Genomic DNA, 24,979 nt, shown 5'->3' on the forward strand with positions numbered 1-24,979 from the left:
AGGTAGGGGTGGAATGGAGGTCGCCATGAGCTACCTCGACGACAACGCGCGAGAGGTCGTCCGGCCGATCAAGCGCCTGGTCGAAGACGAGTTCCTGTCCCGGCCCGGCGTGATCGGCGTCGACATCGGCGAGAAGTACACCGGCGGACGCCCGACGGGCCGGGCCGCGATCGTGGTCTACGTGTGCGCCAAGGGACCTGACCATCCGCAGCAGATACCGGCGGAGGTCAGCGGCGTCCCGACCGACGTCGTGGCGGAGTCGATCGTGCTGCACCGCGCCAGGATCACCCGCGCCGCGGACGTGCGACCCGTTGGGGTGGAACGGCATCCGGTGCTGCGCGGTGGCATCAGCATCGGCCCGGCCCGGTCGTTCAGGGTCGTGCCGCCGGAGGTGCCCACAGCCGGTGAGTACGTGATCGCCGGCACTCTCGGCGCGTTCGTGGTGACCAACGACGAACCCGGGAAGGTGCTGGGGCTCACGACTTTCCACGTCGGCTGCGTGGACGACTCGTGGTCGGTGGGCGACGAGTTCGTGCATCCGTCCAGAGTGGACGGTGGTATTCCCGGCGCCGACCAGGTCGCGGTGCTCGACCGGGCGGCGCTCGCGGGATCGGTGAGTGCGGCGGGCCTGAGGATGGGCGCCCGGCCGTTCCGCGCGGAGATCCTCGACATCGGCGCGGTCACCGGCACGGCGCGAGCCACGATCGGCTCGACGGTCCGCAAACGCGGCCGCACCACGGAACTCACGTACGGCGTGATCGCGTCCACGGACGCGACCCTGCGCCTGGACTTCGGCGACGGCCTTGGCGTCAGGACGTTGCGCGACCAGGTCCGCGTGCACTCGTCCGAACGCTTCGGCGACCAGGGCGACAGCGGCGCGGTGCTCGTGGACGCCGACAACCGCGTCGTGGGCCTGTACGTCGCCGGATCGGGCTCGACGGGATTCGCGAACCCCATCGAGCCCGTCCTGCGTCAGCTGGACGTGGAGCTGCTCACACCCGGTGTACCCGAGTCGCGGAAGCCTGAGCCCGCGGCTTGAGCACGATCTCGTCGAGGTTCACGTGGGACGGCCGGGTGACCGCGAACGCGATCACGTCCGCCACGTCGTCGGCGCTCAGCGGCGTGAGGCCCTCGTAGACCTTCGCCGCGCGCTCGGTGTCGCCGCCGAAGCGGTTGGCCGAGAAGTCCGTCTCGACCATGCCCGGCAGGATCTCGGTGACCCGCACCGGCTGGCCGAGCAGCTCGCCGCGCAACGTCCGGTGCAACGCGGACTGCGCGTGCTTGGCGCTGGTGTAGCCGGAACCGTTGTCGTACGCATCACGTGCGGCGACGGACGTCACAGAGACGATGTGCCCGTCGCCGGACGCGATCAGCTTCGGGATGAACGCCTTGGTGACCAGCAGGGTGCCGAGGACGTTCGCCTCCCACATCCAGCGCCACTCGTCCGGGTCACCCTCGGCCACGGTCGACAGCCCGCGCGCGCCACCCGCGTTGTTCACGAGCACGTTCGCCCCGGGTACTCCTTCGGCGAAGGCGGCGACGGAGGCCTGGTCGGTGACGTCCAGCTCGAGCGCGGTCCCGTCGATCTCCTTCGCGATAACGTGGAGACGGTCCAGGCGACGTGCGCCGAGGACGATGTGGAAACCCTCGGCGGCCAGCCGCCGGGCGGTGGCCTCACCGATGCCGGCGCTGGCTCCGGTCACTACTGCGACAGGTCGATTCACGGCTTCGATCGTAGGCTCCCGCACCGGGTGTGACCGACGTCACTCGCACCGTCACGTGGTCCTGAACGTCCACCATGGTGGGAGGTCGAAACCGTGAAAAGAACACTTGTCGCGCTGGTCGCCGGGCTGACGTTGCTGACCGGTTGCTCGAGTGTGGTGGCGGGCTCACCGAACTCGGACACCTCGAAGCCGGACGCGAAGGTCACCCTGTCCCCGGCGGACGGCACCAAGGACGTGCAGGTCACGTCCCAGGTCCAGGTCACCGTGGTGGACGGGACGATCGAGTCCGTCGCGCTGAAGTCGGCTGAGGGCAAGGACGTCAAGGGCACCCTCACCGAGGACAAGTCCGGCTGGACCACCGCCGAGCCCCTCGGGTACGGCAAGACGTACAGCTACTCCGGCAAGGCCGTCGGCGCCAACGGCAAGCCGGTCGAGCTCAAGGGCTCGTTCACCACCGTCGCGCCCGGTTCGCAGACCCGCGCGACGCTCTGGCCCGGCGACAACCAGACCGTCGGCGTCGCGGCGCCGATCATGGTCAAGTTCGAGGCGCCGGTCCAGGACAAGGCGACCGTCGAGAAGGCGCTCAAGGTCACCAACTCGGCGAACGTCACCGGCTCGTGGGCCTGGCTCAACGCCCAGGAAGTGCACTACCGGCCGGAGAAGTACTGGCCGGCGAACACCCAGATCAAGGTCGAGGCCAAGCTCTACGGCGTGAACTACGGTGGCGGCGCGTTCGGCAAGGCCGACGTGACCAGCGAGTTCACCATCGGCCGCAACCAGGTCGTGAAGATCGACAACCCGACGCACCAGCTCGTGGTGCTGCGCGACGGCCAGCAGGTCGCCTCGTACCCGGCGTCGTTCGGCAAGGACGCGGACCCGGAGCTGACCACGCCGAACGGCACGTTCGTGGTCATGTCGAAGCACGACACGTTCTCGTTCGACAACCCGCGCTACGGCTACACCAACGTCGTGAAGAAGTGGGCCGTCCGGTTCTCCAACCACGGCGAGTTCATCCACGAGAACAACGACAACGCGGCCAACATCGGCAAGAACAACACCTCGCACGGCTGCGCGAACCTGCTGGAAGCCGACGCCAAGGCGTACTTCGACTCGGCGATGGTGGGTGACCCGGTCGAGGTGACCGGCTCGATCACGACCCTGCCGGCGCAGTTCGACTGGTACGACTGGCAGATCCCGTGGGACCAGTGGAAGAGCAAGTCCGCGGTGAAGTAGGACCGGCGGGAATGCGTCCCCCGACCAGGTCGTTTGCACGTGTGTGCAGCTGACACACGTGACGGCGGCCGGCGGGGGACGACTGGCCGTCCGTGAGGCAGGACCTCCTGACGCGCCGCCGGTGGTGCTCGTCCACGGCTGGGCGCAGACAGGGGCGGTCTGGGACCTTCCCGATTTCCGGACCTACGCCGTTGACCTGCGCGGACACGGTGAATCCGACGACTTCGGCGACTACCGCGATTCCGCGCAGTGGGCCGCGGATCTCAACGCCGTGCTGGAGCACACCGGGCCCGCGACCGTCGTCGGGTGGTCGTACGGCGGGCTCGTGATCACCGATTACCTGCGTGCGCACGGCACCGCGAAGATCAACGCGCTGGTGTTCGTGAGCGCGATCACCGAGATCGGCCGCGGTCGCCGGGGAGGCGAGACCGGGCGGGTCATGCGCGCCGCTCTGCCGGCGGCCATCACCGACGACGAGGCGATGGCGGACTTCTGCCGGGCCATGGCACCCGCGCTACCAGCTGAGACGGTCGGCGAACTCACAGCCGCGGCGACCGCCGTGAGCCATAAAGTGCGAGGTGAGCTGTTCCGCAGGGATGTGGGCAGCGCTGACGTGTTGTCCGCCGTCGACGTGCCGACCCTGGTGGTGCACGGAACTCAAGACGAGGTGGTCGCCCCTGCTGCCGCCGAGTACTCCGCCGCCCTGATCCCCGGAGCCGAGTTGAGCCTGTATCCCGACACCGCGCACGCACCGTTCCTGGAACGGCCGGAGCAGTTCGCCGCCGACCTGAAGCGGGTGGTCCGATGAAGCGCGTCGCGGTGCTCTCGGTCCACACGTCGCCGCTGGAGCAGCCGGGGACGGGTGATGCGGGCGGGATGAACGTGTACATCGTGCAGACGGCCACGCGGATGGCCCAGCGGGGCGTCGAGGTGGAGATCTTCACCCGTGCCACGTCGTCGGAGCTGCCGCCGGTCGCCGAGCTGGCACCCGGCGTGCACGTCCGGCACATCGCGGCCGGGCCGTTCGAGGGCCTGGGCAAGGAGGAGCTGCCCGGCCAGCTCTGCGCGTTCACCGCGGGTGTTCTGCGCGCCGAGGCACGGCACGAGCCCGGCTACTACGACGCCATCCACTCGCACTACTGGCTGTCGGGGCAGGTGGGCTGGCTGGCGCGGGAACGGTGGGGCGTGCCGCTCGTGCACACCGCGCACACGCTCGCCAAGGTCAAGAACCTGGCGCTGGCCGAGGGGGACGCGCCGGAACCGCGGATGCGGGTGATCGGCGAGGAGCAGGTGGTGGGCGAGTCGGACCGGCTCGTGGCCAACACCGACATCGAGGCCAGCGAGCTGATCAAGCTTTACGACGCGGACGCCTCGAAGGTCGTCGTGGTGCCGCCCGGTGTCGACCTGGACAGGTTCACACCCGGCGACCGCGCCAAAGCCAGGCACTGGGTCGGGATCGGCCAGGACGCGATCGTGCTGGCGTTCGTGGGGCGGATCCAGCCGTTGAAGGCGCCGGACGTGCTGCTGCGCGCGGCCGCGGAGATGCTGGTCCGCGACCCGGGGCTGCGCTCGCGGCTGGTCGTGCTGATCGTCGGCGGGCCGTCCGGCTCCGGGCTGGAGCAGCCGAAGGCGCTGGAAGAGCTCGCCGTGCAGCTGGGGATCACCGACGTGGTGCGGTTCCTGCCGCCGCAGCCGGGGCCGGCGCTGGCTCAGGTCTACCGGGCGGCGGACCTGGTGGCGGTGCCGAGCTACAACGAGTCGTTCGGGCTGGTGGCGCTGGAGGCCCAGGCGTGCGGGACGCCCGTGGTCGCGGCGGCCGTCGGAGGGCTGCCTGTCGCCGTCAACGACGGCGTGTCCGGAGTGCTCGTGGAAGGGCACGAGCCGGACGCGTGGGCTACGGCGATCGGATCAGTCGCGTTGCCGCAGAGGGAGCACCTGGCGAGCAACGCCGTGGGGCATGCGCGACGCTTCTCCTGGGACCGCACGACTGATGCCCTGCTGGCGGGGTACCAAGAGGCGGCAGACGTGTTCCGCCGGGAGGTTTTCATTTGAGCGTCGACAGCGTGATCAAGTCCTTTTTGGACGAACGCGAGCTGAAGTACGACCGTCGTGAAGAGGGCAAGTTCTTCGTGACGCTGCCGGGGACCAAGAAGCTGCAGACCAACGTGTGGCTGATCGAGACGGCGCACGCGCTGGTGGTCGAGGCGTTCGTGTGCCGGCGTCCCGACCAGTCGTTCGAGGAGGTCTACCGGTTCCTGCTGCGGCGCAACGCCCGGCTCTACGGCGTGCACTACACGATCGACGCCGAGGGCGACATCTACCTGGTCGGACGGGTCGGCAAGCACGCGGTGACCGCGGACGAGCTGGACCGGGTCCTCGGGCAGGTGCTGGAGGCGGCCGACGGGGACTTCAACCCGCTGCTGGAGATCGGGTTCGCCGACGCGATCCGGCGGGAGTGGGCCTGGCGGGTGTCGCGCGGCGAGTCGCTCGCGAACCTTCAGGCTTTCCAACATCTCGTTTCGGACTAGGCGGCAACCCCTGGTCCGTTCAGGACCGTCAGACGTGCATGGGCAGACCAGTGCTGTGGGTGGGAGTCGCGTTGCTGGCCCTGGTTTCGACGGGGTGCAGCGCCAGCAAGAACACGGGCGGGGCGAGCTACGACGCCGCGTCACCGCAGGCGGCGCACGAGAAGGTGGCACCGCCGCAGCAGAAGCCGGGTCAGGAGAACACGCCGGCGGCCGTGCAGCCGGTGCAGCAGCAGGAACGGCAGCTGGTGCGCACGGCCAGCGTCGACCTGCGCAGTGACGACGTGCTGAAGGCCATCAGCCAGGTGAAGGACAAGGCGCAGGCCGTCGGCGGGTTCGCCGGGCAGGAGAACTCGACCAAGGACCGCGGCACGGTCACCGTGCGGGTGCCGTCGAGCGAGCTGGACCGTGTGGTGAAGGACCTCGCGGGGGTCGGCGAGGTCACGCGCAGCGAGGTGCGCAGCGAGGACGTCACGGACCAGCTGGTCGACGTCGAGGCGCGGATCGCGACGCAGAAGGCCAGTGTGGAGCGACTGCGGGTGCTGTTCGAGCGCGCAGGGACGACGTCCGAGATCGCGCAGATCGAGGGTGAGCTGACCAAGCGGCAGAGTGAGCTCGAGTCGATGCAGCGGCGCAGCGAGTCGCTGAAGGGGAAGGTCGCTCTCGCGACGCTGACCGTGCAGGTCAGCACTGTTCCGATCGCACCACCCGCGCCGGTGGAAGCCGGGTTCGGCTCGGCGTTCCTGTCCGGGTGGGACGCGGTGGTCGCGGTCCTCAAGGCGATCACCGTGGTGATCGGCGCGGTGCTGCCGTTCGTGCTGGTGCTCGCGTTGCCGGTGACGGCGCTGATCTACCTGCTGCGACGCCGGAAGCGTGTCACTCGAACGAACGAAGCAGCATGATCAAGTTCTACTGAGAGTGGCCCTTTGTGAAGCGCGGAACGGCTCGGGAGAGAGGGGGAGTCGCTTCGAGCCGTCCCGCGTCAAAGGTCCCCGCTGCATGGGTCCGTGGACGGGGGGAGCCTCCGGATCCCAAGCGGGCCACGCGATCCGACGGGGATGACGAACCGCGCGAAGTGCCTCTCGCTCGTCGAGTAAGCGTGGGAGCCGACTCGCGGAGGCGGTATCAACTTCCCAGATACATCCTTGCGTTCACAAGTGCTTGTATTACTCCATTCGAGTGTAATTAGACGCGCTAAGTAACCTATCTGTAGCGATTGAGCGGTCCTTGACCTGTTCAGTGGGCTGGATCACGATGAGCCGCACAGGCTGGGTGTTCAGCGAGTGAATGAGGTCGCCGCATGGTCTTTCGCAGTCCGTTCCCCGACGTCGAGATCCCTGATGTGTCGCTGCACCAGCTGTTGTTCGGCGACATAGCCGACCGGGTGGACCGGGTTGCGTTGATCGACGGCATGTCCGGTGCCTCGCTCACGTACGGCCAGCTCGCCGGTGCCGTGGACCGCATGGCCGCGGCACTCGCCGCGCGCGGTATCGGCAAGGGCGACGTGGTGGGCATCCTCAGCCCGAACACTCCGTACTACGCCGTCGTGTTCCACGGCATCCTGCGCGCGGGCGCCACCGCGACCACGATCAACGCGCTCTACACGCCGGACGAGGTCGCGCACCAGCTGCACGACGCGGGCGCGAAGATGCTCTTCACGGTCTCCATCCTGCTTCCGAACGCCGCTCCCGGCGCCGCGAAGGCCGGCGTCACGGACGTCGTGGTGCTGGACAAGGCGGAGGGCTACCCGTCGCTGGGTGAGCTGCTCGCCAACGACCACCCGGTGCCCGAGATCGAGATCAACCCGGCCGAGGACATCGCGGTGCTGCCGTACTCGTCCGGCACGACCGCACTGCCCAAGGGCGTCATGCTGACGCACCGCAACCTGGTCGCGAACCTCGTGCAGTGCCAGCCGATCCTGTCCGACGTCGGCCCGCACACCCGGATCCTCGCCGTGCTGCCGTTCTTCCACATCTACGGCATGCAGGTCCTGATGAACAACGGCCTGTACATCGGGGGTGTCGTCGTGACGCTGCCGAAGTTCGAGCTGCCGGAGTTCCTGCGCGTGATCGCCGAGCACAAGACCGACCGCGTCTACATCGCGCCCCCGGTCGCCGTCGCGCTGGCGAAGCACCCGATCGTCGACCAGTACGACCTGTCCGCCATGAAGACCCTGTTCTCCGGCGCCGCGCCGCTGGACGTCGAGCTCGCCGACGCGGTGCGCAAGCGCCTCGGCTGCCGCGTCTCGCAGGGCTACGGCATGACCGAGATGTCCCCGGTCAGCCACGCCATCCCGGACAGCCGCGACGACATCTCGGTGGGCACGGTCGGCGTGATCATCCCGAACCTGGAGTGCCGCCTGGTCGACCCGGCCACCGGGGCCGACGTCGGCGTGGGCGAGCGCGGCGAACTGTGGTGCAAGGGCCCGAACATCATGAAGGGCTACCTGAACAACCCGGACGCCACCGCCGCCACCATCGACGACGAGGGCTGGCTGCACACCGGTGACGTCGCGGTGATCGACGCCGACGGCATCGTCTCGATCGTCGACCGCGTCAAGGAACTGATCAAGTACAAGGGCTACCAGGTCCCGCCGGCCGAGCTCGAAGCCGTGCTGCTGACCCACGACGAGATCGCCGACGCGGCGGTCATCGGCGTGCGGGACGCCGACGGCGAGGAGGTCCCGAAAGCCTTCGTGGTGCGCCAGCCGGACTCCACGATCACCGAGGAGGCCGTGATGGCGTTCGTGGCCGCGAACGTGGCGCCGCACAAGAAGGTCCGCGTGGTCGAGTTCATCGGGGCGATCCCGAAGTCGGCGGCCGGCAAGATCCTGCGCAAGGACCTCAGGGCTCGCGAACAGGCTTGACCCACAAGGCGAACGCCCCCAGCGAGATCGCTGGGGGCGTTCGGCGTGGTGTGTCGCTGCGCGGGTCAGCCGTAGACCGTCCAGCGGCCCTCCACGCGGTAGTCACCGCCGTGCCCGGTGAACCGCATCTTGGTGGTCGGCAACTGGTGGTTGGTCCAGCCGCGTCTGCGGGGTTGTTGTACATGAACGCGTACGGGGACGGGAGATGGACAGCTGTCGCGTGGGCGTCGAACAGGTCGTCCTTGAACCAGTTGGCGATGAACTCCACGGCGTCCCCGACGAGGAACCCGATGACCTTGCCGAGCATTTCACCGATTGCGGCGCCCACGTACTCGGAAGCCCACTCGCCGACCGCTTCCTTGATCTTCTCGCTGATGTCGTCGCGGACCTTGAGCCACGCCTGGTTCACGGCATCCGCGAAACCACCGGAGTCCTCCTCGGCCATCATCACCACGGACACGAAGCTGCGCGGCCACGGGTCGGCCTTGGGCATGCCGAAGAGGCCGAACTTGTGGCCGGGGGCGGGGTAGTTGACGACCTCGCCGGCGTCGAAGTCGTCGGACACCTTCCAGGATTTGATCTTCCTGGTGTAGCCGGTGTGGAAGGTCTCCATACCTCCCAGCAGAATCTCGTCGGAACCCCACCCGCTGGTCTCCTCGACCGCCTTGACCTGCTGGATCCGGAAGTCCAAAGCAGTCAACTTCGGCTGGGTGGACAGGTCCAGGCCGAGCCTCCTGGCCGCCTTCTCCGCCTCGGTCTCAGCCTCCTTCTCCTCCTGCTTGAGCGCCTGGGCCCGTTTGTTCACGGCGGCCTTCAGCTTCGCCGCGTCGATCTGCACCGTGTCGAACGCACCCTTGAAGCCGATGGCCCGGAACTGCGTGGCGGTCAGGCGGCCGTGCCTGCCCCACGGCGAGGCCGGGTTCATCGCTGCGGTCAGGTTGTTCGGCGAGACCTTCACGGCTTCCTTGGCGGCCGCGACGAACTTGTTGCGCTTGGCCACGGGCAGCGACAGCAGGCCCTGCTTGAGGTCTGCCTCGACGGTGCCGGCGGCGTAGGACCTGTCCAGGTCGTCCGCCACCGCCGCCAGGGAGTACCGCAGCGCGTCGCCGGCGTCCTTGGCGAGTGCGTAGGCCTCCGGGTTGCTCAGGTGCAGCGGAACCGGCGCTGGAATCAGCGGGCCCAGTGGCTCAGCGGCGGCCACTGCCTGTCCCTGTCCCGCGAGCGTTGCGGCGACCACCATCAGCGGCACGGCCAAGCCGCGGAGCGCTGAATATCTGGTACGGGTTTCAACCTTCACTTCGGTACCTTCCCCCTCATGGACGATCAGGCTGACCGTCGTGAGGAAAGTTCTACGAACGGTCGGCTGTCGTCAGGTTGCGACCCGGTTGTGGCGCAGGTCGGCGTGCTGGGACAGATCGAGGCCGCCGGTCCGCTCGGCCCGGTGGCGCTGGTCGGTGCCCGGCAGCGGACGGTGCTCGGCGCCCTCGCGCTGCGCGTGGGCACGGTCCTGCCGTTCACCCGGCTCGTGGACGTGTTGTGGGGCGACGATCCACCGCGTACCGGGATCAAGACGCTGCACAGCCACGTGGCCCGCATCCGCAGGGCGCTGGCCGGCGCCGGGCTGTCCGACGTGTTGCTCACCAGGGAACCCGGCTATCTGCTGACCGGTGTGGACGTCGATGCCCGCCGGTTCGAGGAACTGGTGCGCGCCGGTCGCGGCGAGCGGTCACCGCAGCGCGCCGCCGCGTTGCTGCGCGACGCGTTGGCGTTGTGGCGTGGGGACGCGTTCGCCGACGCACCGCCGACCGGGTGGGCGTTGCGCGAGGTGGAGCGGCTGGACGAGTTGCGGTCGGCCGCCCTGGAAGACCTGTGGGACGCCGAGCTGCGGGACGGCAACCACGAGCAGGCCCTGGTGGAACTGCCGGCGCTGCTGGCCGTGAACCCCACCAGCGAACGGCTGACCAGACTGCACATGCTGGCGCTGTACCGGTCGGGCAGGCACACCGACGCGTTGGACGCCTTCCAACGGCTCCGCAGGCTTCTCGCGGAGGAGCTCGGCGTCGACCCCGGTCCGGAGCTGGTCGAGCTGAACACCGCGATCCTGCGCCGCGACGTCTCCCTGGACCAGCCGGTCACGCGGGTGCCGGCCGAGCTGCCCGCGCGAGTCGGGCACTTCACGGGGCGCGGGGACGTGTTGGCAGGGCTCGACCGGATCCTCGACGGCGACCTGCCGGTGGTCGTGATCTCCGGTCCCGCCGGCATGGGCAAGACGTCGCTAGCGGTGGAGTGGGGGCACCGCATCGCTGACCGCTTCCCCGGTGGGCGGCTGTTCCTGGACCTGCGCGGCCACGACGACGAGCAGGCGTTGTCCGGTGCCCAGGCGCTGGCGCACGTGCTGCGCGTGCTGGGCCTGCCGGAGGACCACATTCCCGTCGACGAGGGCGAGCGCGCCGCGTTGTACCGGACATTGGTGCACGACCGCCGGTGCGTCATCGTGCTGGACAACGCCGGCGATGTGCGCGATGTGGTGCCGCTGGTGCCGGGTGGCGGTGCGTCGCTGCTCGTGGTGACCACCAGGCGCTCACCCGCCGCGCTGGCCGCCCGGCACGCCGTCCACCCCGTGCTGCTGGACGCGCTGGCGCACGACGAGTCCCTGTCGTTGCTGCGGGCTGTTGCGGGAGAACAGCGGGTGGCGGCCGAGCCGGAAGCCGCGGATCGGCTGGTGGAGCTGTGCGGTGGCATGCCGCTGGCGCTGCGCATCGCGGCCGCCCGGCTGCTGGGCAGCCCGCACCAGCGGATCGCCGCGCTGGTCGCCGAGCTGACCGAGGCCAGACTGGACGGGCTGGCGGTGGAAGGCGACTCGCGGACCGTGCGCGCCGTGATCGACAGCGCCTACCGGCCGTTGGCGGAGGAGCCGGCGCAGGTGTTCCGCCGGGCCGCGCTCGCTCCAGGCCCGACGTTCAGCTCCTGGCTGATCTCCGCACTCGCCGAGACCGAGTCGGTGGCGGTGTCGCTCGCGTCACTGGCCACCGCGCACCTCGTCACCGAGGTCGAATCGCAACGCTTCCGGTTCCACGACCTGATCCGCGAATACGCCCGCAGCCGCCTGACCGACGACGAGCGCGCCGAAGCCGCCGCACGCGTGCTGGACTGGTACATGCAGGCCGCGCACGAGGTGAACCTGGTGGCCAACCCCGCGCGCGACCTCGTCCGCCCCCTCATCCGGTACCCGTGGAGCAAGCCCCCGTTCCCGCCAGAGCGGCACGCCGCGCTGACGTTCCTCGACGGTGAGCGGGAGAACCTGCTGCCCGTGGTGCAGTTCGCCCGCGACCAGCGCGACTTCACCGCCACATGGCAGTTGACGTACCTGCTGACCAGCTTCTACGAGGCCACCGGCCACTGGCACGAGCGGGTGGAGATGTGCCAGGTCGCCGTCGGAGCCGCCGCCGAACTGGGCGACCGGGCCGCCGAGGCCGAGATGCTGCGCGCACTGGGCGTCGCGCTGTTCATGACCCGCAGGCTTGCGGAGGCAATCGAGGCCAACCACGCAGCGCTCGCGATCGTCCGAGAGATCGGCGACCTGGCGAGCGAAGGCCACGTGCACAACAACCTCGCCAACGCCCTGGCCGAGCTGCGCCGGTTCGACGAGGCCGTGAGGTCGCACCAGCGCGCGACGGAGTGCTGCGCCCGTGCGGGCAACTCGCTCGGCCGCGCGTTGTCCCAGCGCAACCTCGGCCACACCTACATCCGGATGGGCGCCCCGGAGGCGAGCCTGGAGCCGCTGGGCGAAGCGTTGGAGGCGTTCCGCGAACTGGGCAACACCAGGCTCGAGGCGGGCACCCTGAACGTCCTCGGCGAGGCGCACTTGCGCCGCGGCGAACCGGACCTGGCACTGCGCGAGCTCGAGCGCGCCCTGGACCTGAGCCGCGAGATCGGCGACCGCTGGCTCGAGTGGGCGGTGCTGGCCGACATGGGCCGCGCCCACCTCGATCGGGACGGGCACGGTGTGGTGTTCTTCGACCAGGCGCTGGCGATCAGCCGCGAGATGGATGACCGCCACGGCGTGGCCGTCGTGCTGGGCCTGCTCGGCCGGGCCCACCTGAGAGTCGGTGACCTCGACGCGGCGGCGGGAGCGTTGACGGCCGCACTGGCCGAACGCTCCCGCATGCCCGACGCGTTCGAGGAGGCCCACGTGCACCGTGACCTCGGCGAGCTGGCCGACCGCCGCGGCGACCGGGCCGCCGCACGTCGGCACCGGGACCGGGCTTCCTCGCTGTACCTGCAGGTCGGTGCGACGGCGGAGGCCTCGGCTATTGACCGGACCTGATCACCACCGGCACGCTCCCACCGACCGCCCGGCCGCCGGTCGGGGCGAAGATCTCCAGCCCGAACGTCTCGTCGGGTTCCGGTGACTGGTCGCGCAGCAGCTTGATCGGCACCAGCACGCTGGTCGTCCCGGTCTTCGCAGTCACCTCGGCGTCGGAGATCCCGACGTAGTCCCGGCCGGCGATCGCCGTCATGTCGTGAGTGCGGTAGTGCATCGTGACCGGCGCGCGCAGCGGTACGGAGAACTTGATCCGCACCTGGCAGTCGGCCGGGACCCAGCAGATCTTCTCGCTGGCGGGAGTGAGGACGAGCTCTGGCCTGACCATCCCGTCGTCGTCGCGCAACCATCCGACCGCCACCGGGTCTGTCACGACCAGCCCACTGGCGTCGAACAGGCGGAGCTCCAGTCGCTCGTCCTGTTCGAGTTGCCTGTCGTTGCGCACGGGCACCGACACCGTGAGGGTCGTGGGTGAGGTCGAGGTCCACCTCAGCGTGCCCTTGACAGGGACGAAGTCAGCGTCATCGGATTCGGGGTCGCCACCGGTCGCGGTGTCGCCTTCGACGGCGTAACGCACCGTGCCGACGGGATGGCAGCCCGGATCCGCCGTCGCCACCAACTTGAAGACGAGGTCCCAGGCTTCGTGAGTGCCCTCGTAGCGATTGACGTCCGCGGCCGCTACCCGCGCAGGCGAGCAGTCGGCGGCATGGGCGGCGGACACGGGGACTGCAATTCCGCTCGCGACCGCCACCGCGAGCACGAGTCTCATCATGAACTTCATGGTGGGAGGTGTAGAGGCCGCGGGTTGTGGTTGGGTTGTACCGCAGGTCAGGGCCTGAGCAACGAGGCTGTGAGCGTGTGCACCAACCAGGTGCGATAGCGCTCGGCCGACCACCCGAGCAGCTGGTGCACGTGCGGCGACAACATCGTCGTCAGCACGTCCGCCACGGCATCGGCGTTCATCCCGTCCCGCACCTCGCCGGTCGCGACCAGCGCGGTGGCCAGCGCGAGGCAGTTCGCCCGCATCGCGTGCTCGCCCTCGTCCGAGATCCGCCGCATGTCCGCGTCGGCACCGGACGACTCGATGCCCGCCATGATCAACGCACCGGCACGTTCCAGGATCAGGCCGTTGCGCCGCACCATCTCGGCGATCAGGTCGCGCGCCGAAGGGGTGGCCAGCACCTCCTCGAACTCCGGCCGGTCCCGCATGGCGACCGGCTCCTCGTCACCGGCGATCGCCACGTTCAGGGCGTCCTGGAAGATCTCGACCTTGTTCTTGTAGTGCGCGTACACGGTCCGCTCGGACACGCCCGCCTCGTACGCGATCTTCTTGATCGACGTCGCCACGAACCCGTCCCGTGCGAACAACCGGTGGCCCGCGTCGCGCACCAGCAGGCGCGTGTAGGCGGCCCCCTGCTCCCGCAGCGGTGAGCTGTACGAACGCTTGACTTCCTCACTCATCGAGTTCAGTCTAGCTGCATTCGTTGCATGATGTCTGCACTCAAATCCTGGAGATCCCGCGATGGCGAAGATCAGGGGCATCAGAGGCGTGAAGATCCCGGTCAGCGACCTGGCGCGCAGCATCGAGTGGTACCGCGAGGTGTTCGGCTACGAGGTCGCGTGGGAGTTCGCGGACGCGGACGGCGTGGTCCGCGGCGTCGCGGGCTGGGTGGGCGGCGGTGCGGCGGGGCTGAGCCTGCGGCTCAACCCGGAGAAGGCGAAGGCGCTCGCGGGTTTCGACCCGGTCAACTGGGCCGTGGAGACCCGCGAGGACATCCGGGAGTGGATCGAGCACCTCGACGAGCTCCAGATCCCGCACTCGCCGGAGATCGAGGCGAGCATCGGGTGGCTGCTGGTCTTCAACGACCCCGATGGACTGGAGATCCACGTCTACACCGACGAGGAACATGGCGCGGATCACGGCGACCGGCCGGGGTACGGCAGGAGGGTCGGCATGGCAGGCTAGCTGCCATGTCTGTCGGAACCTTGGTGCTGCTCCGCCACGGCGAGAGCACGTGGAACGCGGAGAACCTGTTCACCGGCTGGGTGGACGTTCCCCTGTCGGAGAAGGGCGAGCGGGAGGCCCGCCGCGGCGGTGAGCTGCTGCGCGAAGCCGGTGTGCTGCCGGAGATCCTGCACACCTCGCTGATGCGCCGGGCGATCATGACCGCCAACCTGGCGCTGGACGCCGCCGACCGGCACTGGATCCCGGTCCGCCGCGACTGGCGCCTCAACGAGCGCCACTACGGCGCGCTGCAGGGCAAGAACAAGAAGCAGACGCTGGACACCTACGGCGAGGAGCAGTTCATGCTCTGGCGCCGGTCCTACGACACCCCGCCGCCGCCCATCGAGCCCGGCAGCGAGTTCAGCCAGGACACCGACCCCCGCTACGCGGACCTCGGGCCGGACCTGCCGCTGACCGAGTGCCTCAAGGACGTCGTCGCGCGCATGCTCCCGTACTGGGACGAGGCGATCGTGCCGGACCTCCGCACCGGCAAGACCGTTCTCGTGGCCGCGCACGGCAACTCGCTGCGCGCGCTCGTGAAGCACCTCGACGGCATCTCCGACGAGGCCATCGCCGGGCTGAACATCCCGACCGGCATCCCGCTGCGCTACGACCTCGACGAGGACCTGAAGCCGCTCAAGCCGGGTGGCGAATACCTCGACCCGGATGCGGCGAAGGACGCCATTGCGGCAGTGGCCAACCAAGGCCGCTGACCAATTGACCGGAAAAGCGCACCTGCTGTTCGGGTGCGCTTTTCGCGTCTCAGGACACGGTTGGGTGAACGAGGGCTGACCAGGGACGGAACAACCGTCCACTGAGGTGTCGCGGGTATCACGGTTCACGCTCCCGTACTAGGCCAAGACACCTCCGAGCTGCTTACCATTCGCTTCGTGACCACAACGGGTTACCTCGCTGTGTCGATCGGCGTCGCGCTCATCGGCGTGATCGCCGCTTTCTTCGTTGGCAGGTTCACCGCTCCAAGACATCCGCGGAAGCCCGACGGGCTCACCGTCGGCGACCTGATCCAGCGGATCGTCCAGGACTCCCACGACGGCATCGTGGTGCTGAACAGCTTCGGCGACGTGGTGCTGCACAACCCGCGGGCCGAGGAGCTCGGGGTCGTCCGCAACAACCGCATCGACGACCGCGCGCGCAAGGCGGCGGAAGCCGTCCGCAACAGCAACGAGGTCGTCTACGTCGACCTCTCGCCTCTGGAAACCCAGCGCGGCGGGCGTCAGCCGGAGGCCGTGCACGCCGAGGTCCGGCAGCTCATCGAGGACTTCATCGTGGTCGACGCCACCGACGAGTCCGAGTCCGTGCGGCTGGAGAAGACGCGGCGCGACTTCGTGGCCAACGTGAGCCACGAGCTCAAGACCCCGGTCGGAGCCCTCGCCCTGCTGGCGGAGGCCGTGCTCGACGCGAGCGACGACCAGGAGGAGGTCCGCCGCTTCAGCGCGAAGATCATGCAGGAGGCAACCCGCCTCGGCACGCTCGTCACCGAGCTGATCGCGCTGTCCCGCCTGCAGGGCGCGGAGAAGCTGCCGGAGCTGTCCGACACCGAGATCGACGTCGTGATCAACGAGGCGCTGTCGAGGTCCAAGCTCGCCGCCGAGTCGGTCAACATCTCGATCACCACCGACGAGCCGAGCGGCTTCGTCGTGCCGGGCGATCGGTCGTTGCTGGTCACGGCGCTGACGAACCTGCTGGACAACGCCGTCGCGTACTCGCCGCCCGGCAGCCCGGTGAGCGTCAGCCGCCGGCTCGTCGACGGGCACGTCGAGATCGCCGTGACCGACCGCGGCATCGGCATCGCAGAAGACCAGCAGCAGCGGGTCTTCGAGCGGTTCTACCGCGTCGACAAGGCCCGATCGCGCGCGACCGGGGGCACCGGCCTCGGGCTCGCGATCGTCAAGCACGTCGCCGCCAACCACGGCGGCGAGGTGAAGCTGTGGAGCCTGCCAGGAACGGGTTCCACCTTCACGCTGCGGATTCCCGCCGCGGCGACCGAACCCAACCCGACCCTCGTCCCCACCGGCGCGGGTGACACTGGAGGAGAGCTGTGACCAGGGTGCTCATCGTGGAGGACGAGGAGTCCTTCGCCGATCCGCTCGCCTTCCTGCTGCGCAAGGAAGGGTTCACCGCGGCGCTCGCGGCCACCGGCCAGGAGGCGCTGGAGGAGTTCGACCGCAACGGTGCCGACATCGTGCTGCTCGACCTCATGCTGCCCGGCATGAGCGGCACCGACGTCTGCAAGCAGCTGCGGCAGCGCTCCGCCGTGCCCGTGATCATGGTGACGGCCCGCGACAGCGAGATCGACAAGGTCGTCGGCCTCGAGCTCGGTGCTGACGACTACGTCACCAAGCCGTACTCGGCGCGCGAGCTCATCGCCCGCATCCGCGCGGTGCTGCGCCGCGGCGGCGAGTCGGAGGACCTGCTGCCGCAGATCCTGGAGGCCGGCCCGGTGCGGATGGACGTGGAACGCCACGTCGTCACCGTCAGCGGTCAGGACATCAGCCTGCCGCTCAAGGAGTTCGACCTCCTCGAGTACCTGCTGCGCAACGTCGGCCGCGTCCTGACCAGGGGTCAGCTGATCGACCGCGTGTGGGGTGCCGACTACGTCGGTGACACGAAAACGCTGGACGTACACGTCAAGCGGCTTCGATCGAAGATCGAACCTGACCCGTCGGCACCGCGGCACCTCGTGACCGTCAGGGGTCTCGGTTACAAGTTCGAGTCCTGACGGACACGACCAGGTACCGTTTCCGGCGTGCGCCTGGGCGTTCTCGACGTGGGTTCCAACACCGTCCACCTACTGGTGGTGGACGCGCATCGTGGTGCCCACCCGATTCCGATGACGTCCGAGAAGACGATCCTGCGCCTGGCCGAGCAGCTCGATCCCAAGGGGCTGCTCACCAAGGCGGGCTCTGACCAGCTGGTCCGTGCGGTGGCGGGCGCGAAGGCGTCGGCCCGCAAGTCCGGCTGCGAGGATCTGATGGCGTTCGCGACCTCGGCGGTGCGCGAGGCGGGCAACTCCGCGGAGGTGCTCGACCGGGTGCGCACCGAGACCGGGGTCGATCTCCAGGTCCTGTCCGGCGAGGACGAGGCCAAGTACACCTTTCTCGCGGTCCGCCGCTGGTACGGCTGGTCCGCGGGCAAGCTCCTGTGCCTCGACATCGGCGGCGGCTCGCTGGAGCTGGCTGTCGGTCGCGACGAGAACCCCGACATGGCCTTCTCCGTGCCGCTGGGCGCGGGCCGGTTGACGAGAACCCGGTTCAAGAAGGACCCGCCCCGCCGCTCGGAGGTCCGCGAGACCACCGACTGGCTGGCAGAGCAGCTCGCGCCCGTGGCGCGGAAGCTGAAACGCGCGGGTGAACCCGATCGGGTGGTTGCGACCTCAAAAACCTTCCGAACGCTGGCGCGGCTCACCGGGGCCGCGCCATCGTCTGCCGGGCCCAGGGCACGTCGCGTGCTCACCGACGCGGGCCTGCGGCAGCTGATCGCGTTCATTTCCCGGATGTCGGCCAGTGACCTCGCGGAGCTGGAAGGTGTGAGCACGTCACGCGCACACCAGCTCGTCGCGGGCGCCCTGGTCGCGGAGGCAACGATGCGAGCCCTGTCACTCACGCAGCTGGAGATTTGCCCCTGGGCCCTCCGGGAGGGTGTCATCCTCCGACGGCTGGACCACACTGATGGGACGGACCAGAGCGATACTGGACGGACTGGCCAGACCGGGGCACGGTGGAGTTGATGAGTCGAGAGAGCGGATCGGACCAGACGCAGCGCACAGTCGCTGAGCTGCTCGCCCAGTACGGCGGCAGTTCAGAGGCTGCGCCACGTCGGCGACGCCGCCGGGCTGCTGACGACGAGGACGACGTCCAGCAGCCGGAGACCGCGCCCCAGACGATCATCGAGCGGGTCCTGTCCGACAGCGGCCGGTTGATGGCGATCCGCGACGACGACGTGGCTCCGTCCGGTCGTCGCGCGGCCCCCGAACCCCCGGCCGCACCGCCCCCGGCCGCACCGCCCCCTGTCGCACCGCCGCCCGTCGCCGAGCGCACGGCGTACCAGCCGAAGCCGCCGGTGGCGCCGCCCGCCCAGCCGCCGCAGGTGCGCAGACCCGGCCCGACGCCTCCGCCCGCGGCCGCCGCGGAGCAGACCCGCAAGGTGCCGCCGGTGCGCGACCAGCCGTCGCGGTCCGACCTGCCACGCCCGGAGATGCCGCCCCGCGCGGACCTGCCGCGACCCGAGGCCGTGAGTTCCCGCCTGGAAGCCGGTGCGCCGCCCGCGCCCGCGCCGTCGCGCACGAACATCACCCGGCCCCCGAAGCCGGGTCCACCGCCAGGACCACAGCCGGTGCCGCCGTCGGTGCAGCTGCCCACCCCGGCGCAGAAGCCGGGTCCGCAGGGCCTGCCGCCGCGTGAGGCGATGACCGAGCAGCTCCCGCGCATCCCTGCCAAGGCGCCGGTGGACCAGATCGCCGCGCTCGAGACCGAGTCCGTGCTGATCGTGCCGCCCGCTCCGCCGAAGCTGCCGGAGCCGTTGCCGAACAACCAGCCCGACGCGTGGTTCGGCGACGACGAGGCGGACGTCCAGACCGACCTGTCCATGGCTCCCATGGAGTCGACCGCGGCCCACCCCGGCCCGTACGTGGACGACGACGACTCGCAGGAGTACGCCGTCTACCGGCCCGAGGACGACTACCTCGCGGACGAAGAGGCCGCGGAGGACGAGGGTCCGGCCGGCCTCGACGACGCCGACGAGGTCACGGAGGAGCCGGAGGACGCAGCCCAGCGCTCGCCGGGCAAGGAATGGCTGATCATGATCGGCCAGCTCGCCGTCGGTGTGCTCGGCGGCGCGGCATTGTGGCTCGCCTTCAACTTCCTGTGGCGCACACAGGCGGTGGCCGCACTCGTCGTGGCGCTGGCCGTTACCGTGGGCCTGGTGTTGCTGGTTCGAAAGATCCGCCGGGCGGACGACCTCCAAACCACCCTGCTCGCCATCCTCGTAGGCCTCATCGTCACCGTCTCACCAGCGGCGATGCTGCTGGTGAAGAGTTGACGGGCCGCATCCCGGTCGGGCTTTCCACGGCGTCGGTCTACCCGCAGCCCGCCGGAGCGGCGTTCGAGATCGCCTCCGAACTGGGCTACGACGGCGTCGAGCTGATGGTGTGGGCCGACCCGGTGTCGCAGGACATCCGGGCCGTCGACCGCCTGTCGTCCCGATCGGGCATGCCGATCCTGGCCGTGCACGCGCCCTGCCTGCTGATCTCGCAGCGGGTCTGGTCGCCGGACCCGGCAGAGCGCCTGCGCAAGTCCGTGCAGGCCGCCGCCGACCTCGGCGCGCCGACGGTGGTGCTGCACCCGCCGTTCCGCTGGCAGCGCAAGTACGCGGACGGGTTCGCCGAGCTCGTCTCGTCGCTGGAGGACGAGAGCGGCATCGCGATCGCGGTCGAGAACATGTTCCCCGTGCGCCGGCCGTTGGGCCGTGGGCGTTCGGTGCAGATGACGGCGTTCAAGCCGTCCATCGATCCGACCGACGTGGGGCACCGCAACTACACGCTGGACCTGTCGCACTCGGCCGCCGCGCACATGGACGCGCTGGAACTGGCCAAGCGCATGGGCGACGGGCTGCGGCACATCCACCTGGCCGACGGATCCGGAGCGCCGAAGGACGAGCACATGGTGCCGGGGCGCGGGTCGCAGCCGTGCGCGGAGCTGTGCGAGATGCTCGCTCAGGGCGGGTTCGACGGACAGGTCGTGCTGGAGGTCAACACCCGTCGCGCGGGATCGCCGACGGCTCGGCGGGAGATGCTGGCCGAGGCGTTGCTGTTCGCGCGGCTGCACCTGGACTGGCCGACCGAGGGCGGCGTCGGCAGGGGACGTTCGGCCTTGTCCTGACGGTGAGCCGACCGGCGAGTTAGGGTTCGTGGTGTGAACCCGCTGCGAGCGTTGATCATGGCCGCGTCTCGCAACGAGACTGTCCGCCACCTCGTCGCCAACGCGCCCATCAGCCGAGATGTGGTCAAAAGGTTCGTCGCGGGCGAGTCGACGGCCGACGCCGTCGAGGTCGTGCGGAACCTCGGCCTGCCGGTGACCCTCGACTACCTGGGCGAAGACACCACGGACAAGGCCCAGGCCGAGAAGACGGTGCAGGCCTACCTCGAGCTGCTCGACGCCCTGCACGCCGCCGGGCTGGCCCAAGACGCAGAAGTCAGCGTCAAGCTGTCCGCGGTCGGGCAGGCGCTCGACGAGTCGCTCGCCCTGACGAATGCCAGCCGGATCTGTGCAGCGGCGGAGCAGTGCGGGACGACCGTGACGCTCGACATGGAGGACCACACCACGACGGATTCGACGCTGCGGATCCTGCACGAGCTGCGGCGCACGTGGCCGTGGGTGGGCGCGGTGCTGCAGTCGTACCTGCACCGGACGCTGGACGACTGCAAGCAGCTCGCGGGGCCGGGCAGCAGGGTCCGGCTGGTCAAGGGGGCCTACGCGGAGCCGCCGGAGGTGGCGATCCAGGACCCTCACGAGGTGGATCTGAACTACGTGCGGTGCCTCAACGTTCTCCTCGCTGGAGAGGGGTACCCCATGTTCGCCACGCACGACCCGAGGCTGATCGAGATCATCGGCGAGCGGGCTCGCTGGTATGACAAAACCGAGTTCGAGTACCAGATGCTGTACGGCGTCCGGACGGAGGAGCAGCGGCGCCTCGGAGCTCGCGTTTATGTTCCTTATGGCGAGCAGTGGTACGGATATCTCATGCGGCGACTTGCAGAACGGCCTGCCAACGTGACTTTCTTCCTGCGGTCGCTGGCCAGCAGCTCATGACCTTCACCAAGTCCAGCGCGGTGCGTTCGCTCGGTGACGGAACCTTCACCGCGTCCCTGCCGGCCGAGTGGACCGTCGGGCCCAAGCCCCACGGCGGGTTCCTGCTCGCCGTGATGACGCGTGCGGCAGCTCAGACCGCGGACGGTGATCCGCTCGCGGTCTCCGCGCAGTTCCTCAGGACACCGGAGATCGGGCCGGTGCTGATCAGGACCGACGTCCGCAAGAGCGGGCGCACGGCCACGGTCGTCGCGGTGTCGCTGGAACAGCGCGGTCAGGTGTGCGTCGAGGCGAGCGTGACCACGGGGCGGATCCCCGAGCACCGCGCCGACTACGTGAACCTGCCGGCGATCCCCGCCGCGCCGCCGCCCGGTTCGGTGGAGCTGGCGACGTTCCCGACCGGTGGTGCCTACAAGGTCGGGGGCCTGTGCGACCTGCGGGTGGACCGGGAGAGCGCGGCGTTCCTCGACCGGCGCACGGACGGACCGCTCACGTTCAAGCTGTGGGCGCGGCCGATCGACGAGCAGCCGGACCCGTACTTCGCGTTGCTGGCCGGCGACCTGTCGATGCCGGTGACGTTCAACCTCGGGCGTTTCGGCTGGTCGCCGACGGTGCAGCTGACCGCGTTGCTGCGGGCCCGGCCGGCGCCGGGGTGGCTGCGCATCCACGTCACCTGCCAGGCGGTGCACGGACAGTGGTTCGACGAGGACGCGACGGTGATCGACGCGGCCGGCCGGTTGGTGTGCCAGGCGAGGCAGCTGGCGTTGACACCAGCTGTCTGAGAGCACTGTGTGAGACTTGACCGATGACGAAGATCGCGGTGCTCGGCGCGGGCAAGATCGGTGAGGCGCTGCTGTCCGGGCTTCTGCAGGGCGGCCGCGCGGCCGCCGATCTGATGTTCACCGAGAAGCACGAGGCACGTGCGCGCTCACTCACCGAGCAGTACGGGTTCGAGGCCGTCACGGTCGCCGGGGCGGCCGCGAAGGCCGACGTGCTGGTCGTGGCGGTCAAGCCGCAGGACATCGAGCCGTTGCTGGCCGAGCTCAGGCCGGTGCTGAGGCCCGGGACGCTGATCGTGTCGCTGTGCGCAGGTCTGCCGACCGCCCTCTACGAGCGCAGGCTGCCGGAGGGCACGCCGGTCGTGCGGGTCATGCCGAACACGCCGATGGTCGTCGGTGAGGCCATGAGCGCGGTCTCCGGCGGCTCCAACGCCACGCCCGAGCACCTCAAGGTCGTCGAGGAGCTCCTCTCGACCGTGGGCAAGGTCGCGGTCGTGCCGGAGTCGCAGCAGGACGCGGTGACGGCGCTGTCCGGCTCCGGTCCCGCCTACTTCTTCTTCCTGGTCGAGGCGATGATCGACGCGGGCATCCTGCTCGGCATCCCGCGCGACCTGGCGTCGACGTTGATCATCCAGTCGGCGGTGGGTGCCGCGACGATGCTCGCAGAGGGCTCGTCGCACCCGGTCATCCTGCGTGAAGCCGTCACCTCACCCGCGGGAACGACGATCATGGCGATCCGGGAGCTGGAGAAGCACGGCGTCCGTGCGGCGCTGCTGGCTGCCATCGAATCGGCGCGTGATCGTTCCATCGAACTGGGTAAGCAACACGAGGACTGACCAGTCGGACGTCGCAGGAGTCACACCAGTCCCGCTACTCTCAGGAGAGCACGTGCGTGTCGAACCGTCGGTGGGGAAGACCGACGGCACGACACGTGTCGAAGGATGCGGTGATACATGCCTGCGAAGGAGAACGAACGAACAGGTCTCGCTCAGGTCCAGTTCCTGACCGTGGCCGAAGTGGCCTCGATGATGCGGGTCTCGAAGATGACCGTGTACCGCTTGGTGCACTCCGGTGAGCTGCCCGCTGTGCGGGTCGGCAAGTCGTTCCGGGTGCCCGAGAAGGCGGTGCACGCCTACCTCGAGAACGCGTACTTCGACGCTGGCTGAAGACTGACGAACCCCGCCGGGTAGACTGGTAGGCCGATCGTGCTTACCGGCGCGCCGTGCTTGACACGGCCAAGGCTGGGGCGCGCCAGTCAAAGCAACGTCTAGAGCTAAGGAACCCGCATGGGCTCGGTCATCAAGAAGCGCCGCAAGCGCATGTCGAAGAAGAAGCACCGCAAGCTGCTGCGCAAGACCCGTGTCCAGCGCAGGAAGCGCGGCAAGTAAGCCCGTGTGCGCTCTCACCGCCGCCGGTCTCCTCTCGCAGGGGCCGGCGGCGGTTGCGTTTCCCGGGGCCGTCACGAGGTGCTTGTGGCAGCACGGATATCACCCTGTGGGACGGGCGGCCGGGAAACACGGGAACGGTCGCCGCCGATCGGGTGATTAGCCGGTAAAGCGTTCGTGACCTGCGTCAAGACGACGTTCCGGCCCTCTCCGGTTTCACATCTGCCTTGTAGCATCGACCAATCGCAACACCCCTCCTGCTTGGAGTCGCATGACGCCCAAGGTCGTCCTCGTCACCGGAGCCAGCCGCTTCCTCGGCGGCCACCTCGCCGCGCGCTTCGCCGCGAACCCGGACATCGAGCGCGTGCTCGGCGTGGACACCGAGCCGCCGCCACGCGACCTCCTGCGCCGGATGGGCAGGGCGGAGTTCGTCCGGGCCGACATCCGCAACCCGCTGATCGCCAAGGTCATCTCCACCGCGAACGTGGACACGGTCGTCCACGCCTCCGTCACCGCCAACCCGGCCGGGCCCACCGGCCGCACGGTGATGAAGGAGATGAACGTCATCGGCACCATGCAGCTGCTGGCCGCGTGCCAGAAGTCGCCGAAGGTGCGCAAGCTCGTCGTGAAGTCCACCAGCGCCGTGTACGGGTCCAGCTCGCGCGACCCTGCGGTGTTCACCGAGGACATGGGCCCGAAGGACCTGCCGTCGTCCGGCTACGCCAAGGACGCGGTCGAGGTCGAGGGGTACGTGCGCGGGTTCGGCCGCCGCAGGCCGGACGTGAACGTCACCACGCTGCGCTTCACGAACTTCATCGGCCCGCGCATCGACACGGTGCTGACGCGCTACTTCGCCCTCCCGGTCGTGCCCACCGTCCTGGGCTACGACGCTCGTGTGCAGCTGTTGCACTCCGAGGACGCCCTCGCTGTCCTCGAACGCGCGACGCTGCACGACCTGCCCGGTGTGTTCAACGTGGGTGGTGACGGCGTGCTGCTGCTGTCACAGGCCATTCGGCGGGCGGGCAGGCTGAACCTGCCGGTGCCCAGCATGGCCGTGCCCACGGTCGGCGGCTTCTTCCGGAGCGCCCGGCTCGTCGACTTCTCGCCAGACCAGATGAGGTTCCTCAACTGGGGGCGCGTGATCGACACCACCCTGCTGAAGAAGGACTTCGGGTTCACGCCGCGGTGGACCACCCAGCAGGCGTTCGACGACTACGTGAGCGGACGAGGCCTGAAGCCGCTCATCGACCCGGAGACGATTGAGGCGGCGGAACGGGGAATCCTCGACGCAGCCGCTCGTTTCCGCTGATCTTT

At 69.3% G+C, this 24,979-nt stretch carries 25 protein-coding genes; 21 read left to right on the forward strand and 4 right to left on the reverse strand.

Annotation, left to right across the window (positions count from 1 at the left end; translation table 11 throughout):
* Positions 1–25: 25 nt before the first annotated feature.
* Positions 26–1,039 (forward strand): chymotrypsin family serine protease, encoded by a 1,014-nt coding sequence (locus C8D87_RS11720; RefSeq protein ID WP_112227048.1) that lies wholly within the window; start codon positions 26–28, stop codon positions 1,037–1,039.
* On the opposite strand, the gene C8D87_RS11725 is transcribed toward C8D87_RS11720, so the two are convergent.
* Entirely contained in the window at positions 993–1,724 is a 732-nt protein-coding gene (locus tag C8D87_RS11725; protein WP_112227047.1) for an SDR family NAD(P)-dependent oxidoreductase, read from the reverse strand. The two genes, C8D87_RS11720 and C8D87_RS11725, sit on opposite strands and share 47 nt — an antisense overlap.
* 93 nt (positions 1,725–1,817) lie before the next feature.
* Here C8D87_RS11725 and C8D87_RS11730 point away from each other — a divergent pair, with 93 nt between their 5' ends.
* The 6 genes from C8D87_RS11730 (at position 1,818) to C8D87_RS11755 (ending at position 8,348) form a co-directional block, all read left to right on the forward strand.
* Complete coding sequence (locus tag C8D87_RS11730; protein ID WP_112226663.1) at positions 1,818–2,957, forward strand: L,D-transpeptidase; 1,140 nt, start codon at positions 1,818–1,820, stop codon at positions 2,955–2,957.
* A gap of 43 nt (positions 2,958–3,000) precedes the next feature.
* Positions 3,001–3,765 (forward strand): alpha/beta fold hydrolase, encoded by a 765-nt coding sequence (locus C8D87_RS11735; RefSeq protein WP_170166401.1) that lies wholly within the window; start codon positions 3,001–3,003, stop codon positions 3,763–3,765.
* Positions 3,762–5,009 (forward strand): D-inositol-3-phosphate glycosyltransferase, encoded by a 1,248-nt coding sequence (gene mshA, locus C8D87_RS11740; RefSeq protein WP_112226664.1) that lies wholly within the window; start codon positions 3,762–3,764, stop codon positions 5,007–5,009. Before C8D87_RS11735 ends, mshA begins: the two co-directional genes overlap by 4 nt.
* The gene (locus C8D87_RS11745; protein ID WP_112226665.1) at positions 5,006–5,485 is read left to right on the forward strand and encodes a type III secretion system chaperone family protein; all 480 of its coding nucleotides are present in this window, start codon (positions 5,006–5,008) and stop codon (positions 5,483–5,485) included. Before mshA ends, C8D87_RS11745 begins: the two co-directional genes overlap by 4 nt.
* Positions 5,486–5,523: 38 nt before the next feature.
* On the forward strand, positions 5,524–6,384 hold the full coding sequence (locus tag C8D87_RS11750; protein ID WP_109629078.1) for a DUF4349 domain-containing protein: 861 nt from the start codon (positions 5,524–5,526) through the stop codon (positions 6,382–6,384).
* Between the two features lie 398 nt (positions 6,385–6,782).
* On the forward strand, positions 6,783–8,348 hold the full coding sequence (locus C8D87_RS11755) for a 4-coumarate--CoA ligase family protein (protein ID WP_112226666.1): 1,566 nt from the start codon (positions 6,783–6,785) through the stop codon (positions 8,346–8,348).
* Here C8D87_RS11755 and C8D87_RS11760 read toward each other — a convergent pair.
* Complete coding sequence (locus C8D87_RS11760) at positions 8,326–9,645, reverse strand: hypothetical protein (RefSeq protein ID WP_146771688.1); 1,320 nt, start codon at positions 9,643–9,645, stop codon at positions 8,326–8,328. The two genes, C8D87_RS11755 and C8D87_RS11760, sit on opposite strands and share 23 nt — an antisense overlap.
* Positions 9,646–9,663: 18 nt before the next feature.
* Here C8D87_RS11760 and C8D87_RS11765 point away from each other — a divergent pair, with 18 nt between their 5' ends.
* Positions 9,664–12,675 carry an AfsR/SARP family transcriptional regulator gene (locus C8D87_RS11765; protein WP_233442044.1) on the forward strand — a complete coding sequence of 1,004 codons (3,012 nt, stop codon included), beginning with the start codon at positions 9,664–9,666 and terminating at the stop codon, positions 12,673–12,675.
* Here the strand turns inward: C8D87_RS11765 and C8D87_RS11770 are convergent.
* Both C8D87_RS11770 and C8D87_RS11775 read right to left on the reverse strand, forming a co-directional pair.
* Positions 12,659–13,444: a Calx-beta domain-containing protein gene (locus C8D87_RS11770; protein WP_170166402.1), complete on the reverse strand. Its 786-nt coding sequence runs from the start codon at positions 13,442–13,444 to the stop codon at positions 12,659–12,661. The two genes, C8D87_RS11765 and C8D87_RS11770, sit on opposite strands and share 17 nt — an antisense overlap.
* 56 nt (positions 13,445–13,500) lie before the next feature.
* Positions 13,501–14,133 (reverse strand): TetR/AcrR family transcriptional regulator, encoded by a 633-nt coding sequence (locus C8D87_RS11775; protein ID WP_170166403.1) that lies wholly within the window; start codon positions 14,131–14,133, stop codon positions 13,501–13,503.
* 61 nt (positions 14,134–14,194) lie between these two features.
* Here C8D87_RS11775 and C8D87_RS11780 point away from each other — a divergent pair, with 61 nt between their 5' ends.
* The 13 genes from C8D87_RS11780 (at position 14,195) to C8D87_RS11840 (ending at position 24,974) form a co-directional block, all read left to right on the forward strand.
* Positions 14,195–14,638, forward strand: coding sequence for a VOC family protein (locus tag C8D87_RS11780; RefSeq protein ID WP_112226670.1), 444 nt, complete (start codon positions 14,195–14,197; stop codon positions 14,636–14,638).
* 5 nt (positions 14,639–14,643) lie between these two features.
* Positions 14,644–15,390 carry a phosphoglyceromutase gene (locus C8D87_RS11785; RefSeq protein ID WP_112226671.1) on the forward strand — a complete coding sequence of 249 codons (747 nt, stop codon included), beginning with the start codon at positions 14,644–14,646 and terminating at the stop codon, positions 15,388–15,390.
* A gap of 177 nt (positions 15,391–15,567) precedes the next feature.
* Entirely contained in the window at positions 15,568–16,740 is a 1,173-nt protein-coding gene (locus C8D87_RS11790; RefSeq protein WP_109629063.1) for a sensor histidine kinase, read from the forward strand.
* Positions 16,737–17,417, forward strand: a complete 681-nt coding sequence (locus tag C8D87_RS11795) for a response regulator transcription factor (protein ID WP_109629061.1) — start codon at positions 16,737–16,739, stop codon at positions 17,415–17,417. Before C8D87_RS11790 ends, C8D87_RS11795 begins: the two co-directional genes overlap by 4 nt.
* A gap of 27 nt (positions 17,418–17,444) precedes the next feature.
* The gene (locus C8D87_RS11800) at positions 17,445–18,425 is read left to right on the forward strand and encodes a Ppx/GppA family phosphatase (protein WP_109629059.1); all 981 of its coding nucleotides are present in this window, start codon (positions 17,445–17,447) and stop codon (positions 18,423–18,425) included.
* On the forward strand, positions 18,425–19,735 hold the full coding sequence (locus C8D87_RS47570) for a hypothetical protein (protein ID WP_233442045.1): 1,311 nt from the start codon (positions 18,425–18,427) through the stop codon (positions 19,733–19,735). Before C8D87_RS11800 ends, C8D87_RS47570 begins: the two co-directional genes overlap by 1 nt.
* The gene (locus tag C8D87_RS11810; protein WP_112226672.1) at positions 19,732–20,574 is read left to right on the forward strand and encodes a sugar phosphate isomerase/epimerase family protein; all 843 of its coding nucleotides are present in this window, start codon (positions 19,732–19,734) and stop codon (positions 20,572–20,574) included. The genes C8D87_RS47570 and C8D87_RS11810 overlap by 4 nt, the downstream gene beginning before the upstream one ends.
* A gap of 33 nt (positions 20,575–20,607) precedes the next feature.
* Positions 20,608–21,504: a proline dehydrogenase family protein gene (locus C8D87_RS11815; protein ID WP_109629054.1), complete on the forward strand. Its 897-nt coding sequence runs from the start codon at positions 20,608–20,610 to the stop codon at positions 21,502–21,504.
* A complete protein-coding gene (locus C8D87_RS11820) occupies positions 21,501–22,283 on the forward strand; it encodes a thioesterase family protein (RefSeq protein ID WP_109629052.1) in 783 nt (260 codons plus the stop codon). Before C8D87_RS11815 ends, C8D87_RS11820 begins: the two co-directional genes overlap by 4 nt.
* A gap of 23 nt (positions 22,284–22,306) precedes the next feature.
* Complete coding sequence (gene proC / locus C8D87_RS11825; protein WP_112226673.1) at positions 22,307–23,116, forward strand: pyrroline-5-carboxylate reductase; 810 nt, start codon at positions 22,307–22,309, stop codon at positions 23,114–23,116.
* Between the two features lie 117 nt (positions 23,117–23,233).
* Entirely contained in the window at positions 23,234–23,446 is a 213-nt protein-coding gene (locus C8D87_RS11830) for a helix-turn-helix domain-containing protein (RefSeq protein ID WP_030477960.1), read from the forward strand.
* A gap of 120 nt (positions 23,447–23,566) precedes the next feature.
* Positions 23,567–23,668: a 30S ribosomal protein bS22 gene (locus C8D87_RS11835; protein ID WP_015105422.1), complete on the forward strand. Its 102-nt coding sequence runs from the start codon at positions 23,567–23,569 to the stop codon at positions 23,666–23,668.
* 268 nt (positions 23,669–23,936) lie between these two features.
* Entirely contained in the window at positions 23,937–24,974 is a 1,038-nt protein-coding gene (locus C8D87_RS11840; protein WP_112226674.1) for an NAD-dependent epimerase/dehydratase family protein, read from the forward strand.
* Positions 24,975–24,979 lie beyond the last annotated feature (5 nt).

Origin of the sequence: Lentzea atacamensis (assembly GCF_003269295.1) — a bacterium.
Classification (GTDB): domain Bacteria; phylum Actinomycetota; class Actinomycetes; order Mycobacteriales; family Pseudonocardiaceae; genus Lentzea; species Lentzea atacamensis.

Bases quoted from the DNA above. Each gene is read 5' to 3' on its own strand.
- C8D87_RS11720 (WP_112227048.1), top strand. From the start codon at position 26: ATGAGCTACCTCGACGACAACGCGCGAGAGGTCGTCCGGCCGATCAAG.
- mshA (WP_112226664.1), top strand. From the start codon at position 3,762: ATGAAGCGCGTCGCGGTGCTCTCGGTCCACACGTCGCCGCTGGAGCAG.
- C8D87_RS11750 (WP_109629078.1), top strand. From the start codon at position 5,524: ATGGGCAGACCAGTGCTGTGGGTGGGAGTCGCGTTGCTGGCCCTGGTT.
- C8D87_RS11755 (WP_112226666.1), top strand. From the start codon at position 6,783: ATGGTCTTTCGCAGTCCGTTCCCCGACGTCGAGATCCCTGATGTGTCG.
- C8D87_RS11765 (WP_233442044.1), top strand. From the start codon at position 9,664: ATGGACGATCAGGCTGACCGTCGTGAGGAAAGTTCTACGAACGGTCGG.
- C8D87_RS11770 (WP_170166402.1), bottom strand. From the start codon at position 13,444: ATGATGAGACTCGTGCTCGCGGTGGCGGTCGCGAGCGGAATTGCAGTC.
- C8D87_RS11775 (WP_170166403.1), bottom strand. From the start codon at position 14,133: ATGAGTGAGGAAGTCAAGCGTTCGTACAGCTCACCGCTGCGGGAGCAG.
- C8D87_RS11780 (WP_112226670.1), top strand. From the start codon at position 14,195: ATGGCGAAGATCAGGGGCATCAGAGGCGTGAAGATCCCGGTCAGCGAC.
- C8D87_RS11785 (WP_112226671.1), top strand. From the start codon at position 14,644: ATGTCTGTCGGAACCTTGGTGCTGCTCCGCCACGGCGAGAGCACGTGG.
- C8D87_RS47570 (WP_233442045.1), top strand. From the start codon at position 18,425: ATGAGTCGAGAGAGCGGATCGGACCAGACGCAGCGCACAGTCGCTGAG.
- C8D87_RS11820 (WP_109629052.1), top strand. From the start codon at position 21,501: ATGACCTTCACCAAGTCCAGCGCGGTGCGTTCGCTCGGTGACGGAACC.
- proC (WP_112226673.1), top strand. From the start codon at position 22,307: ATGACGAAGATCGCGGTGCTCGGCGCGGGCAAGATCGGTGAGGCGCTG.
- C8D87_RS11830 (WP_030477960.1), top strand. From the start codon at position 23,234: ATGCCTGCGAAGGAGAACGAACGAACAGGTCTCGCTCAGGTCCAGTTC.
- C8D87_RS11835 (WP_015105422.1), top strand. From the start codon at position 23,567: ATGGGCTCGGTCATCAAGAAGCGCCGCAAGCGCATGTCGAAGAAGAAG.
- C8D87_RS11840 (WP_112226674.1), top strand. From the start codon at position 23,937: ATGACGCCCAAGGTCGTCCTCGTCACCGGAGCCAGCCGCTTCCTCGGC.